Source organism: Flavobacterium sp. Leaf359, assembly GCF_001423985.1.
Lineage (GTDB): Bacteria > Bacteroidota > Bacteroidia > Flavobacteriales > Flavobacteriaceae > Flavobacterium > Flavobacterium lindanitolerans.
Genome location: NZ_LMPW01000001.1, coordinates 510183 through 525775 on the forward strand (window position 1 = coordinate 510183; position 15593 = coordinate 525775).

Sequence of the window (15593 nt, forward strand, 5' to 3'; positions counted from 1 at the left end):
TTGTAAATCATTGGTTTTTAAATGTTAAAAATCTATTTTTGAGAATAACCAAAAAAAATTACATGCAGCATCAATTACAACAGACTACAGTTGACAAATATATAATCAATCCGTTAAAATCTTTTATAAGCAATTCTGTTATGGGTGGTGTGGTGCTTTTGGGTGCTGCCATTATTGCTATAATTTTAGCCAATTCACCCTGGTCGGAATCTTTTTTAGGATTTTGGAAAAACAGAATATCGATTGGATTTAATGATACTGTTTTTTTAGATTATGATTTGCATCATTGGATTAATGATGGTTTGATTTCTATATTCTTTTTTGTTTTGGGACTGGAGTTGAAAAGGGAAATGGTGGACGGTCAGTTATCAGGTTTCAGAAATGCAGTCCTGCCTATTATAGTTGGGATTTCCGGAATGATTTTTCCCGCACTTATTTTTTTTCTTTTTAATGGATCTGATACCCAGGCCATCAATGGATGGGGAATTCCTATGGCTTGTGATATTGCATTTGTACTTGGGATTTTATACTTATTGGGAGATAGGGTTCCGGTGTCTGTGAAGATTTTTTTTACGGCTTTTGGAATTGTAGATGATATTGGTGCTGTTTTGATAATTGCCCTTGTTTACACAAACGAAATATCGATGTGGAGCCTGGGATTAGGATTGCTCTTTTTTCTACTGCTGATTTTAGCCAATAAAATAGGGGTAAGGAGTACACTCTTTTATGGTATTGTAGGTATTATTGGTGTATGGATTCCATTTTTACTTTCAGGTGTCCATGCCACAATAGCGGCTGTATTAGTAGCTTTTACCATTCCTGCTACTACTAAAATAAGTGAAAAAGGTTTTCTGTCTAAAATCAAGTCGTATTCAGGTGAACTGGATAAAACAGAATCACTTTCAGGGGTTACCTTGACGAAAGGACAGTTAAACATCATAAAAAAAATGAAGTCGATGACAAAACATGCAACTCCACCTTTGCAACGTCTTGAACATAGCCTTCATCCTGTCGTTTCATTTATCGTCATGCCCATTTTTGCTTTGGCAAATGCCGGAGTTGTGTTTGATATTGACTTTGCAGATTTGTTTTCAAATAATATATTTTTGGGTATAGTAACAGGACTGATAGTAGGGAAGTTTCTCGGTATTTTTGGAATTACGTTTTTGTTGCTTAAACTGAAATTGGTAAAGCTTCCAAAGAAAATGACAGTGAACCATCTTTTGGGTATAAGTGTTTTATCCGGTATTGGTTTCACGATGTGTCTTTTTATAACAACACTTGCTTATGACAACCCGCAACATGTTACACAAGCTAAGATAGCCATATTTGCCGCTTCTATAATTGCCGGAATTTTAGGGTATATTTTACTTAATCGAAAGCCTAAAAACGAAATAGGAAGTATTAGTGCTTCATAAGTAATAGACTATATTATTCATGTTTATTTTGTTAAAGTTTTGAAATATGTGGGAAATCGTAAAAATAAAAAAACGTAAATCCTTATATTTGAGATTATTAACTTAACCACATTATTGTTATGAAAACAAACATTTTAAACATCGCCGGAGTAGCAGTACTCTCAAAAGAAAATTTAAAAGCAATTACAGGACAAGGGTCGGTAGATTTGGATACTTCCATCGATTTATCTTTATGCGGCTGCTCGTGCAGCGGTGCCGTGACAGGTCCTAAGTATTGCATCTATTATATTGCCTGCCCGCAAGTCTATACCTGCGACCAATCGCCAATATAGCAGATAATAAAAAATTAAAAGAACTGCCCGGGAGAAATTCCGGGCTTTTTTTATTGACTGAAATTACTTGTATGGTATTTAAAGACGAATAAAAACAGTAAGAGAATTTTTAAACAGCCAAGCGCTTCCTAGAACAAAAAAACTTCCTTAATTTTGTGTCACAAATTTTTAAAAACACAAAAAAATATATATCATGAGTTCATTTGACGTAGTCGTTATAGGTTCAGGTCCTGGTGGATATGTTGCTGCAATCCGAGCTGCACAATTAGGTTTTAACACCGCAATCATTGAAAAATACAGTACTTTAGGAGGAACTTGCCTGAACGTTGGATGTATTCCGTCAAAAGCATTGCTTGATTCTTCGCACCATTACTATGATGCCGTTTCGCATTTCAAGGAACACGGAATCGAAATAACCGGAGAAGTAAAATTCAGCATTGAACAGATGGTTGCCCGCAAAGGAACCGTGGTAGACCAGAACGTTTCAGGAATCAAATATCTTATGGATAAAAACAAAATTACTGTTTTCCAGGGAGTTGGTTCTTTTGAAGATGCAACGCACATCAATGTAACCAAAGCCGACGGTTCATCTGAAACTCTTGAAGCAAAATATACGATTATCGCAACCGGCTCGAAGCCATCTACCTTACCGTTTATCAAAATTGACAAAGAAAGAATCATCACATCAACAGAAGCTTTGAATTTAAAAGAAGTTCCTAAACACCTGATTGTTATTGGTGGTGGTGTTATTGGTTTGGAATTAGGGCAGGTTTACCTGCGTTTAGGAGCACAGGTTTCTGTAGTAGAATATCTGGACAGAATCATTCCGGGTATGGATGCCGGTTTGTCAAAAGAATTGACAAAAGTATTGAAAAAGCAAGGAATGAAATTCTATACGTCGCACAAAGTAAAATCAGTTGAAAGAAACGGAGATGGTGTTCAGGTTCAGGCTGAAAATGCAAAAGGCGAAACTATTACTCTTGATGGTGATTACTCTTTAGTATCAGTAGGACGTCGTCCTTATACTGACGGATTAAATGCTGAAAAAGCAGGGGTGAAAATTACAGAAAGAGGCCAGATTGAAGTAAATGACCATTTACAGACTTCGGTTCCGAATATTTATGCAATTGGTGACGTAATCAAAGGTGCCATGTTAGCGCATAAGGCAGAAGAAGAAGGTGTATTTGTTGCAGAAACTCTTGCCGGACAAAAACCGCATATTGATTACAACCTGATTCCGGGAGTTGTTTATACCTGGCCGGAAGTTGCCGCTGTTGGAAAAACAGAAGAGCAATTGAAAGAAGCAGGAGTAGAATATAAAGCAGGAAGCTTCCCATTCAAGGCTTTAGGACGTTCGCGTGCTAGCGGTGATACAGACGGTTTCGTGAAAATCCTTGCCGATGCTAAAACAGATGAAGTTTTAGGAATCCATATGATTGGTGCAAGAACTGCCGATTTGATTGCGGAGGCAGTTACAGCAATGGAATTTAAGGCTTCTGCTGAAGATATTTCAAGAATGAGCCATGCTCACCCAACCTATGCTGAAGCTGTAAAAGAAGCGGCACTTGCTGCAACAGACAACAGGTCAATTCATATGTAACAGAATCTAATTATGATAAAAAAACCCGCTTTCAAAAGAAGCGGGTTTTTTCATACCTGATATAGCGATTATTTTTCACAACTAAATCGTAATTTTGTCTCCAAATAAAGCATTCTTGAGAACATCCATCATTATAGAGGTCCAAAACCCAAAGGAATTTAAACAGCAGCTTTTAGGCTGGTCCGAACAATTCCGCGAAGCCCTTTTTTTAGACAGCAATGACTACCGTCAAAATTATACGTCTTTTGATGCAGTGCTTGCCGTCGATGCTTTTACGTTAATCCAGACAGACGAGCATAATGCTTTTGAAGACCTGAAACAATACCAGCAAACGACTAAAGACTGGCTTTTTGGCTATCTTTCGTATGATTTGAAAAATGATACGGAAGCCTTAATATCTGACAATTTTGATGGCTTGCACTTTCCTGACCTGTTTTTTTTCCAACCTAAAAAACTTTTCTTTTTGAAGGGCAATCAGTTGGAGATTTGTTACCTGAATATGTGTGATGATGAAATAGAGGAGGATTTGGAAGCAATCAACAAACAGGTTACTCTGGTTAACGCTGCACAAAAATTAAAAATACAGCAACGCATTTCTGAACAGAGCTATTTGCAAAAAATTTCAGAGATGCAGCAACATATCCATAGGGGAGACATATATGAAGCCAATTTCTGCATGGAATTTTTTGCAGAAAACGCAACAATTAATCCTATAGCAACTTATAAAAGTCTGAATAAGATTTCGGAACCGCCTTTTGCCGTATTTTTTAAAAACAACAAACAGTATCTTTTATCGGCTTCACCGGAAAGATACATAAGGAAAGAGAAGGATAAGATTATTTCGCAGCCTATTAAAGGAACGGCAAAAAGACATCCCGATTTTCAGGAAGACGAAGCCATAAAGCAAAGGTTATTATCCAATGAAAAAGAGCGTTCGGAAAATATCATGATTGTTGACCTGGTGAGAAATGATTTGTCGAGAACGGCTGCAAAAAATTCTGTAGAAGTGGAGGAACTTTGCGGGGCTTATACCTTCAAACAGGTGCATCATCTGATTTCAACAGTTGTTTCCGAAGCAGATAAAGAAAAATCTGCTGTAGAAATTATCAGGACAACATTTCCTATGGGAAGTATGACGGGAGCGCCAAAAATCTCTGCAATGAAAATTATTGAAGACCTGGAAGAAACCAAACGAGGTCTTTACAGCGGGGCTGTGGGGTATTTTACACCAGAAAACGATTTTGATTTTAATGTTGTCATACGTAGTATATTGTATAACCAACAAAACGGATATGTTTCCTTTTCTGTTGGCAGTGCCATAACAGCGTTATCGGTTGCTGAAAAAGAATATGAAGAATGCCTGTTGAAAGCAAAGGCCATGCGTGAAGTATTGGAATCGTAAGGTGCTAGGTATTCATTTTTCCTTTTTATATCTTTGGAAATGCTTTTAAAATTTCAAAAACATTTAGCTGAAAACCTTCCTTTCTTAAAAGAAAAAAAACTGTTATTGGCACTTAGCGGAGGTCTTGACAGCATGGTTTTGGCACATCTTTTAAAAGAATCGGGTTGTACTTTTACAATGGCACATTGTAATTTTCAACTTCGCGGAAATGAAAGTGATGGGGATGAAAAATTTATCATAGATTTTGCTTCACAAAACAAAATTCAGTTATTTGTAACCCGTTTTGATACAGAAAGTTTTGCTACAGATAATAAACTATCAATTCAAGTAGCGGCACGGCAACTTCGCTACATTTGGTTTTATCAGTTGCTTGAAGAAAACAAGCTCGATTATATACTAACGGCACATCATCTGGATGACAATCTGGAAACTTTCCTGATTAATCTGACACGAGGCACAGGACTGGATGGATTGACAGGAATCCCTGCCCAAAACAACAGGATTGTACGTCCGCTTCTGAATTTTAGCCGGGAAGAAATCCGAAATTTTGCCGTTGAAAATAAAATTGAATGGAGGGAAGACAGTAGTAATGCATCCGACAAATACCTCCGGAATAAGCTGCGTCATGATATTATTCCAATCCTGAAAAGCCTGAATCCTTCTTTTTTGGATTCTTTTCAGGATACTCTGAATAATCTGCAACAGGCAAAATCATTGGCAGAAGATGCTTCGGTTTTGGTTTATAAGCAGGTCGTTTCTGAAAAAGAAAACCAGAAGCATTTCAATATTTCAGAACTGAAAAGACTGGCTAATTATAAGGCCTATTTGTATGAATGGCTAAAACCTTTCGGATTCAGAGCGTGGGAAGATATTTATGAACTCACAGAAGCCCAATCCGGAAAAATAATTCTCTCTGAAAACTACAGGCTGCTGAAAGATAGAGAATATCTGATTTTAGAGCCTATCAAAGAAAAAGATTCCGGCATTTATGAAATAATTGGCAATGAAATCAAGACGCCCATACCTCTGAAAATCTCGGAAACAGACCAAATAATAAAGGCTTCAGATACTCACCGGATTTATGTAGATAAAGAAACGTTAAAGTTTCCGTTGCATATTAGAAAATGGCGGGAAGGTGACTATTTTTGTCCGACTGGAATCGATGGAAAAAAGAAAGTCAGCAAGTATTTTAAAGACGAGAAAATGTCTTTAAGCGAAAAAGAAAATACATGGCTGCTGATTTCTGACAATAAGATAGTCTGGATTATAGGAAAACGTTCAGACCGTAGATTTTATGTAAGCAATACAACTCAACAAATATTAAAAATAGAAATCCTGAAATGAAAAAAATAAGCCTCCTGCTGTTCTTCTTCTTCGCCCTTGTTTCTTCTCATGCGCAGATTTTAGACCCTGTAAAATGGACTTCCAAAATAGAAAAACTATCTGATACAGAATATGAAATGACTTTTGACGGTGTGATTGAACCGGAGTGGCATATGTATTCTCAATTTACGCCAGAAGGCGGTGTAAATCCATTGGAAGTATTGATGAATAATGGTGAGGGTAATTTTGAGGCAACAGGTAAAGCCGAAGAAAGTAAAACCCGTACTGAATTCAACGATATTTTTAAAATAGATGAGATCTTTTTCGAAAATACCGTACAGCTAAAACAAAAGATTAAGATTACTAATAAAGACAATAACCTTGTACAGATTGAACTGTCGTATCAGGTCTGTAAAAAGGTCTGCATCCAGCAAAATAAATATTTTGAGTTTGACCTGAAAAATCTCACTGCCCAGGAAGTAAAGACGTTTTCTGAACCGGTAACAACCAAAGCCGAAAAAAAAGCAGAAACCGTAACCACTCAGAAACCGGCAAAGGAAACTGAAAAAGGACTTTTGACTATTTTCCTGATTGCTTTTTTCTCTGGTTTTGCAGCCTTACTGACACCTTGTGTTTTTCCAATGATACCGATGACGGTAAGTTTCTTTACAAAACAAAGCAAAACCAAATCCCAGGGAATAAGAAATGCTATATTATATGGTGTTTCAATTATTTTAATTTATGTCATATTGGGTTCATTGGTTACTGCAATTTTTGGAGCAGATGCATTGAATGCCCTTTCAACCAACGTATGGTTTAATATTATTTTCTTTATTCTGCTGGTATTTTTTGCTGCTTCCTTTTTAGGTGCTTTTGAAATTGTTTTGCCGAATTCATGGGCTAATAAAGTAGACAGACAGGCAGACAGAGGAGGTTTTATCGGAATCTTTTTTATGGCGTTAGCCCTGGCAATAGTTTCTTTTTCCTGCACAGGACCAATTGTAGGGTCGCTTTTAGTCGAAGCAGCTTCTAAAGGCGGTATCGCGCCTATTGTGGGTATGGTGGGATTCTCATTGGCCTTAGCGCTTCCGTTTATGCTTTTTGCCTTATTCCCGGGATGGATGAATTCACTTCCAAAATCAGGCGGATGGTTGAATACGGTTAAAGTTTCGTTAGGATTCTTAGAGTTAGCCTTTGCATTTAAATTCCTTTCAAAGGCAGATTTGGTAATGCAGACTCATTTACTGGAAAGAGAAGTTTTCCTTGCCATATGGATTGCCGTGTTTGGTGCCTGGGCGTTCTATTTATTCGGAAAGATAACATTGCCGCATGATAGTCCGCTGACCCATATTTCTGTAGGCAGGTTTTCATTAGGTCTTTTGGTATTATCGTTTACGATTTACCTTATTCCGGGACTTTGGGGTGCCCCGTTAAAAATTATTAGCGGTTTCCCTCCGTCTATAACTTATAGCGAGTCACCGTATGGAGTTGGAAACTCAAAAGGAGGAGGGACTTCTTCCGGCGAAGCACTTCCCGAAGGTGCAAAATTAGCAGTTCACGATATTGTTGCTTTTACAGATTATGACCAGGGTGTTGCCTATGCTAAAAAAGTAAATAAACCAATTTTATTGGACTTTACCGGATTTGGCTGTGAAAATTGCCGTAAGATGGAGGACTTTGTATGGTCTGACAATAATATCCAGTCTATTCTAAAAAATGATGTAGTGTTGATTTCCTTATATGTGGATGAAAAGCAGGAACTCGCAGAAGCTGAAAAATATGTTTCTAAAGAAACCGGAAGAAAAATCAAAACTAAAGGTAACAAATGGAGTGATTTTCAAATCACAAGATATAAGGCAAATGCACAACCGTATTATATTATTCTGGATTCAGAAGGAAATGATTTAAATGAGCCTGTAGGATATACTCCCGATAAAGAAGAGTATGAAGCCTGGTTAAAATCAGGAATTTCAAAACATAAAAAAGGGGGATTGTAAAATCCCCCTTTTTTTTTAATTTTTTTATCGATTATCCGAAACTTTATATCAGGATAGATTTCATAATTCATACTTTTTGCTTAGCGACTCAGCGTCTTTGCGAGCAACTGTTTTTATTCTTGGTTACCAATTAGTTTCCGTGCAGCAATCTGCACCGGGTCCCAAACAGGAGAGAAGGGAGGCGCATAGGATAAGTCCAAATCGATAATGTTTCTCAAGGTGAGTTTATTCGTAAGTGCGACTGCCAGCACATCAATTCTTTTTGCGGCGCCTTCTTCACCAATAATCTGTCCGCCAAGCAGTTTTCCTGTGTTCTTTTCGGCTATAAGTTTTACACAGATATCTTTGGCATCCGGATAATAATGGGCTCTGGTTTTGGATTGTATGGTTGCCGTTATGTAGTCTATTCCTAAAGTTTTTGCTTCTTTTTCCAGTAGTCCGGTTCGGGCTACTTCATAGGAGCATATTTTACAGACGGCTGTTCCTACAATTCCGGGAAAAGTAGCCTTTTGCCCCAGAATGTTTTTTCCGGCAACTACACCGGTTTTATTCGCTACGGTTCCTAAAGCTACATGAAAAGGTTTTTTGCTTACAAGATGGTACGTTTCGGCACAATCACCCGCAGCCCACACATTTCGGATATTGGTTCTTTGTGTTCTGGAAACTTTAACGGCTCCTTTTTCAGACAGGGCAATCTTTGAATTTTTTAGAAAAGCAGTATTTGGGCTTGTTCCCATTCCTAAAATGACCATATCGGCTTTCAGTTTCTGCTTATTCGTCACAACCGCAGAAACGGTATCGTCTTTGACTTCAAAGTGCCTGAGTTCTTCTTTAAGATAAATAGTGACTCCCAAATTCTCCATAGCCTCACGAATGGTCTTGCCCATGTCAGGGTCAAGGGTGTTCATGATTTCTTCGGAACGATTAATTAAGGAAACTTTGAGGCCTTTGATAAGAAGGGCTTCGGCCATTTCTAATCCAATATAACCGCCACCAACAATGACTGCGTGTTTCGGTTTCTTATTTTCTATATAGTGATTGATTTTTATACCGCTTCTTAATGTTGAAACGCCAAAGACGCCATCAGCATCCCTGTTTTCTACTTCAGGACAATACGCTTTTCCTCCGGTAGCAATCAGCAGCTTGTCATAATTTTCCCAGAATTGTGTTTTTTCAAGACTGTTTTTAACCAAAACTCTGTTATGGTCTGTGTCTACTTCAAGTACTTCATGCAGTATACGCGCATCAATATTATATTTCTTTTTGAATTGTTCCGGCGTCCTTATAATGAGTTCATCGGAAGAACTTACTTTTCCTGAAATAAAATACGGAATGCCACAAGCGGAATAGGAGGTATATTCCGATTTTTCAAATACGATGATCTCAATTTCTTTGTTTTCCCGTCGCACTTTCGAAGCGGCGCTCATTCCGGCAGCATCGCCGCCAATTATAATAAGTTTCTGTTTTTTCATAAAATAAAATCAGCCAAGATGCTTAAATGTAAACATTTTGGCTGATATAAAAAAGATAGGGAGAGATTACTTTTTGAGGAATACTTTGAATCGGGTTCCTTTCCCTAATTCCGATTCAATTTCTATTTTTCCGTTTAACTTCTGTACCATTTTTTGTACGGTTGAAAGTCCTATTCCGGTTCCTTTTGCTTCGAAACGGTCTGTTTTTCCTAAAGTTTCAAAAATGTTGAAGATTTTGTGATGGTTGGCTTTATCGATACCGCAGCCATTGTCTTCAATAGAAATAATATTAAAATCTTCTGTTTCAGAAAAATCAATATGGATGATGCCTTTTGGCTTATCGTTGTATTTTATACTGTTGCTGATAAGGTTATAAAAAATCTGTCCCAAAGCCATTTTATTGGAACGAATCTTATGATTCTTTTCGGGGAGTATGAACTGAAATTCATTTTTAGTATCCAGTATATCAATGAGATATTGCATGAAGTCATTGAGCCTGATATTTTCATTGGCAATAACCTGTTCGTTGTCATATTTGTAATACTCTAAAATGGCATCTACCAGTTTTTTCAACTCTTCGGATGATTTGTAAATATAACCCAGCATCTGCATTCCGTCTCCGTCAAGCTGGTCATGATTGCTTTCCTGAAGTAACCGGGTCAACATCATGATATTGTTCAAAGGAGATTTGATATCATGTGAAACGATAGAAGCAAATTGCTCCAGGTCTTTATATTTGGAAAGCAGCATGTTGTGGTTTTCCATTAATTGGAAATTCTTTTTCCTTAATTCCAACAGATTGATAACCTGATTGGCTAATTTTTCTAAGGCCAGTAGTTGGAAATTATCCAAATTTCTCGGTTGGTTGTCAATAACGCACAACGAACCTAAAGCATGGCCGTTCGGATCAACTAAAGGCACACCTACATAACAACGAACGTTAGGATAACCAATAACATTAGGGTTGTCATAAAAACGGTCGTCTTCAAGCGAATCTGACACAATCATCATTTCGCGTGGATTATTTAATGTATGGGCACAAAAAGAAGTATCTCTGGCTCCTTCTGAAAATTCAAGGCCAATTTTTGATTTGAACCATTGGCGGTCTTTATCAACCAGTGTAATGGTTGAAATAGGAGTATGGCAGATTTCAGAAGCGAGTTTGACTATGTCATCGAAATCTTTTTCCGGAGCGCTGTCTAATATTTTATAAGCCAATAAGGCATCAAGACGCTCCTTCTCATTGTGTGGTATTTGAGGAAAAATCATTGGAAGCGAATAAATAGGTTATATTTTACTTATACGAAAAAAATAGGTTAATGGTTTTTTAGTTTTTTAATAAATGATAAAAATATTCTATTTCTAATTTGGTTCGACATTTATTATGGAGTTTAACAGATTTGTGCCTAAAATTTTTCCTGTTTCCAAATAAGAAATTTAGTATTTTAGCTTAATTAATTTAGTATACGCCATGTTAGTAAAAGTTTATGGAAGCGCCGTTTTTGGCGTAGAAGCCACAACAATCACCATTGAAGTAAATATCGATAAAGGTATAGGCTACCACCTGGTAGGATTGCCGGATAATGCCATAAAGGAAAGCAGCTATCGCATTGCTGCGGCATTAAAAAATAACGGCTACCAACTGCCGGGAAAGAAAATCACGATTAACATGGCTCCGGCCGATTTAAGAAAGGAAGGTTCTGCTTACGACCTGACTTTGGCTATTGGCATTCTTGTGGCATCAGGTCAGTTACAATCTGATGAGGTGGACCGTTATGTTATTATGGGAGAACTTTCGCTAGATGGAAGCCTGCAGCCAATTCGCGGAGCTCTGCCCATTGCAATCAAAGCTAAAGAAGAAGGTTTTAAGGGCTTTTTTCTGCCAAAACAGAACTTAAAAGAAGCTGCAATTGTTTCGGACCTGGAAGTATATGGTGTTGAAAATGTACAGGAAGTCATTGATTTTTTTGAAGGTAAGGGAAATATAGTTCCTGCCGTTTTTGATACCAGAGCGGAGTTTTATAAGACTTTAGAATTTCCGGAGTCTGATTTTAGCGATGTAAAAGGGCAGGAGTCCATTAAACGCTGTATGGAAATTGCAGCAGCAGGAGGACACAATATTATATTGATTGGTCCGCCAGGTGCCGGTAAAACAATGTTGGCAAAACGTTTGCCCAGTATTCTACCACCTATGACTTTACGGGAAGCACTTGAAACCACAAAAATTCACAGTGTAGCGGGAAAAATAAAAGAAGCCGGATTGATGAGCCAGCGACCATTCCGAAGTCCGCACCATACCATTTCTAATGTGGCATTAGTTGGAGGAGGAAGTTACCCACAGCCCGGAGAAATTTCAATGGCACATAATGGCGTATTGTTTTTGGACGAATTGCCGGAATTCAAGCGGGAAGTATTGGAAGTCATGCGTCAGCCTTTGGAAGACAGGGAAGTTACTATTTCAAGGGCAAAATTTACCATAACCTATCCGTCATCGTTTATGTTGGTGGCCAGTATGAATCCAAGTCCGAGTGGTTTTTTTAATAATTCGGAATCTTCCATTTCATCATCGCCTCATGAAACGAGCCGCTATCTGAATAAAATTTCAGGACCGTTGCTGGACAGGATTGATATTCATATTGAAGTAACGCCGGTTCCTTTTGATAAACTCTCTGAAGAAAGAAAAGCAGAAAGCAGTGCCAGTATCCGGGAACGGGTAATCAAGGCAAGAGAAATTCAGGTATTTCGGTTTTCGGACTATGAAAAAGTAAATTACAATGCCCAGATGTCAACCCGACTGATTCGTGAGTTTTGCCCGTTAGACGAGAATTCGAAGGAATTATTAAAATCGGCTATGGAAAGGTTGAATCTTTCCGCCAGAGCCTATGACCGGATATTAAAAGTAGCCCGTACGATAGCTGATTTGGAAAGTGCAACAGACATAAGTTCGCACCATATAGCGGAAGCCATTCAATACAGGAGTTTGGATAGGGAAGGTTGGTTGGGGTAATATGGCATTAAGTCAAATCTATTTCAAGATGGATATCAAGAGGTTCAAGCTTAAATAAATCGGAATCAATTTCTTTGGTTATAACAGCACCTTCATTTCTATAAAAATCAATGGTTGCCTTCGTTGGCGTAGCAGAAATGTAGAGTTTTTTTGCTCCAAAATCCAATGCAATTTTTTTGCATTCCTCAATCAGTTTGTGGCCAATTCTTTTTCCTCTGTAATCAGCACTGACATACAGAATGTCCATCTTGCAATATTCTGAACGGATTCCTCTTTTTTTGTTTTCAACGGAAGCTACACCTGCAATCGTATCGTTGTCAAAAGCACCGATAACTTTTCCTCCTTCTTCAAGAATACGGTTCTGTGAAGTGATAATATATTCCAGTTCTTTAGGGTCAAAAGCTTCCACAACACAATATTCGGGTTTGAGAATCAGCGCTCCATTTACATATTTGTAAATTTCGTAGATTATTTCTGAACGATTAATCTCTTTGATTGTAATTAGTTCAGCTTTTTTTAGTTCTCTAAAAGTAAGTTCCATGCTCATTTTTCAAATGTAACACTTATAATAAACTCCGACAGGGTTTAAACCCTGTCGGAGTTTTATACTTCAATTTATTTTATAAATTTATTTGAATAAATGATTTGGCCGTTATCTTCAATCGTTACTAAATAGAGACCATTTGCTAAATCACCAACATAGATTTGGGAATTTTCACTGTCTATTTGCTTAGTGCTAATTGTTCTTCCTTGAATATCCACAAGTTTAAACGTTGCATTCTTAATTCTAAGATTGTTAATGTTTATATAGTCAACTAAGGGGTTTGGATAAACATTGATGTTTTTTGGATTGGTATCTTTAAGTTGTTTACGAAAAGCAATTGGTGGACTATATGGAGTAAATTTCCATTGTTGACGAGGTTCATTATCAATTTTAGGCAATGCTACTAAATAGCTATTGGTTTCGTCAGAACGGTGCAAATAACCTCTTGTATAGACATTGTTTATTTTGTAACCTGTAGTATTGTCTCCAACTATTTTCCATTCCTGGGCAGTCATAGTAAGTGGATCCAATGTTTGTATATATCTTCCCTGGCAATTGACCGCTTGAAGGTCAAGTGAATTGTGAAGGTATTTATCAGTATCATAATTTTGTATTTTGTAATGTCCTGTTCCCAAATTGATCACTTCCCAAACTTGATTGTTCGAATAAGAACTGCCTGAAATAGTTGTTGAATTGACATAAGGAAGGCTTGAATTTTTTTGAAGGTATTGATTGTTGTCGAAATTGCTTATGGTGTATAGTCCGGAGGCTAAATTCATGGAAAAATTATTCGCTTCCTGAAAAGTAATGTTATAAGCATAATTATTAGTATTGAACATGTTGACTCCACCAACATTATAATCCGATAGTTCCTCTATTAATACGCCATTTACTGTGAAATTTTCAAAATGTACACCATTGACAAACCTTTCACAGTTAATTCCTTTTATTGAGGAAGGTTTTTCACCACTTCCATTATAGCTTAAATTTTCAAAACGGATATTCTCAACTGTTTTACCATCAGTCATTGCAGCACCAACACCCCCGCTTTCAACATTTACGGATAATAATCTGCCATTAGAAAAATCTTCAACCCGAATGTCTTTAAATAGAAAATTATTGCACTTATTTCCATCGGAGCAATTAATAGATATCGCTCCTAAAAAATCTCCTGCATCTTCACGAACAGTTCCATCCGGATCAATCCAAAGTTCGTCATGCTCTAAAATATCTATATTATTAAAGAATAAATTGTAAATGTCCAGGCCTTCAATGCCATCTCTTTCTTCATTGCCATGCCAGCCTATTTCTATTGGATGCGCTTTATCAGCGTATAAACTTGTGTTTTTTACGGTTATATTTAATGCAGGTCTGTTTAGATAAGTTTCTTCCCAACTTGGTGGAGTATATCTGGAAGCGTATATGGAAATACAATCGTCTGAGGTTCTTAGAAAACAATCGTCAATTTTGACATCAATACATCCTTTCATATGGATACCATCACCCCATCTAGCTCTTGTAAATGCTTTTACGTTATTTATTTCCACATTAGTGTTATCTCCTAATAACATATTGACATCTTGTGAATCATTGAGGGTCACGCCATCAATTGAGATAGTATCACATCTGAAAAAGGTTATAGGCCTGATATAGTCATAATTGTTAAAAACTTCATTGTATTGTTTTCTATAATTGGTCAAATCGATGATACCTCTGCCATATATTTTAACGTTGCTTACATCTTCACCTATGATTCCGCCTTTTAAGATACCGCCACCTTGAATATATATTTCGTCATTGTCCAGTAGTTTTATTCGGGCTTTATAATTTGAATAATCTTCGGAAACGGGTCTTACAATTAAAACCGCTCCAGGCATTATATGGATTTTTTTATGTTGAGTATTTAGGCTTAAATCATATTCATGTATTCCCGGTGGGTAAACATGTACATTGGGTCCGGTTGGAACAGGGTAATTTAAAATATTATTAGCAAAAAGGTGTAAGCCACTGTATCTATCACCTAAAAGTTCAACTGAAAATTTTCCAGGTTCTGTTAAAGTGAAAGTAATTTTATCATTACTAACTGTAGGAATAATGTTTTTAGATATTGGTCTTATTAATACATCATTGGAATTGTATGGTGTAGGTCCTGAATTCCAAGTAATTTCAACTGTTACAGAACCGCTAAAATCAAAATTAACAAATGAAGACATATTGCTTTTAGTCAAAGTTCCATGAGTATTATTTACAAAAGTACTATAGACAAATAAATTCTTCCATTCAGATGAGTTTGTTTCTTTTACCCTGACAGAATATCTGGTATTTCTACCTACATTATAATTTGCAGGTGTAATTCCTGTCAGACCCGTTAAGGGTGCATCTAGAGGGGGGTTATCCAGTACTAATGTGTCTGGAGGATTGGCGTAGGTAATTAATTGAGAAAACGCATTTAGTGTCATAAAGCACATTAGCAGTGCTAAATAGATAGTTTTTTTCAT

General features: G+C 37.1%; 11 protein-coding genes. 7 read left to right on the forward strand and 4 right to left on the reverse strand.

Annotated features, from left to right (window positions below):
• Positions 1–62: 62 nt before the first annotated feature.
• From nhaA to ASG38_RS02290, 6 genes are all read left to right on the forward strand, one after another.
• Positions 63–1418 carry a Na+/H+ antiporter NhaA gene (nhaA, locus tag ASG38_RS02265; RefSeq protein ID WP_056066531.1) on the forward strand — a complete coding sequence of 452 codons (1356 nt, stop codon included), beginning with the start codon at positions 63–65 and terminating at the stop codon, positions 1416–1418.
• A 119-nt stretch (positions 1419–1537) separates the two neighbouring features.
• Complete coding sequence (locus tag ASG38_RS02270; protein ID WP_056066533.1) at positions 1538–1750, forward strand: hypothetical protein; 213 nt, start codon at positions 1538–1540, stop codon at positions 1748–1750.
• 193 nt (positions 1751–1943) lie between these two features.
• The gene (gene lpdA, locus ASG38_RS02275) at positions 1944–3350 is read left to right on the forward strand and encodes a dihydrolipoyl dehydrogenase (protein ID WP_056066537.1); all 1407 of its coding nucleotides are present in this window, start codon (positions 1944–1946) and stop codon (positions 3348–3350) included.
• Positions 3351–3465: 115 nt separating this feature from the next.
• A complete protein-coding gene (locus tag ASG38_RS02280; RefSeq protein ID WP_056066756.1) occupies positions 3466–4752 on the forward strand; it encodes an anthranilate synthase component I family protein in 1287 nt (428 codons plus the stop codon).
• Positions 4753–4791: 39 nt separating this feature from the next.
• The gene (gene tilS / locus ASG38_RS02285; protein ID WP_056066540.1) at positions 4792–6096 is read left to right on the forward strand and encodes a tRNA lysidine(34) synthetase TilS; all 1305 of its coding nucleotides are present in this window, start codon (positions 4792–4794) and stop codon (positions 6094–6096) included.
• The gene (locus ASG38_RS02290) at positions 6093–8072 is read left to right on the forward strand and encodes a protein-disulfide reductase DsbD (protein ID WP_056066543.1); all 1980 of its coding nucleotides are present in this window, start codon (positions 6093–6095) and stop codon (positions 8070–8072) included. The genes tilS and ASG38_RS02290 overlap by 4 nt, the downstream gene beginning before the upstream one ends.
• 113 nt (positions 8073–8185) lie before the next feature.
• Here ASG38_RS02290 and ASG38_RS02295 read toward each other — a convergent pair whose 3' ends face one another.
• Both ASG38_RS02295 and ASG38_RS02300 read right to left on the reverse strand, forming a co-directional pair.
• On the reverse strand, positions 8186–9544 hold the full coding sequence (locus tag ASG38_RS02295) for a CoA-disulfide reductase (protein WP_056066546.1): 1359 nt from the start codon (positions 9542–9544) through the stop codon (positions 8186–8188).
• 66 nt (positions 9545–9610) lie between these two features.
• Complete coding sequence (locus ASG38_RS02300) at positions 9611–10813, reverse strand: GAF domain-containing sensor histidine kinase (protein ID WP_056066549.1); 1203 nt, start codon at positions 10811–10813, stop codon at positions 9611–9613.
• Positions 10814–11015: 202 nt separating this feature from the next.
• Here ASG38_RS02300 and ASG38_RS02305 point away from each other — a divergent pair, with 202 nt between their 5' ends.
• Positions 11016–12551, forward strand: coding sequence for a YifB family Mg chelatase-like AAA ATPase (locus ASG38_RS02305; RefSeq protein ID WP_056066551.1), 1536 nt, complete (start codon positions 11016–11018; stop codon positions 12549–12551).
• Positions 12552–12558: 7 nt separating this feature from the next.
• Here the strand turns inward: ASG38_RS02305 and ASG38_RS02310 are convergent, their stop codons facing one another.
• Both ASG38_RS02310 and ASG38_RS02315 read right to left on the reverse strand, forming a co-directional pair.
• A complete protein-coding gene (locus ASG38_RS02310; protein ID WP_056066759.1) occupies positions 12559–13092 on the reverse strand; it encodes a GNAT family N-acetyltransferase in 534 nt (177 codons plus the stop codon).
• Positions 13093–13166: 74 nt separating this feature from the next.
• Complete coding sequence (locus ASG38_RS02315) at positions 13167–15593, reverse strand: glycosyl hydrolase family 28 protein (RefSeq protein WP_056066554.1); 2427 nt, start codon at positions 15591–15593, stop codon at positions 13167–13169.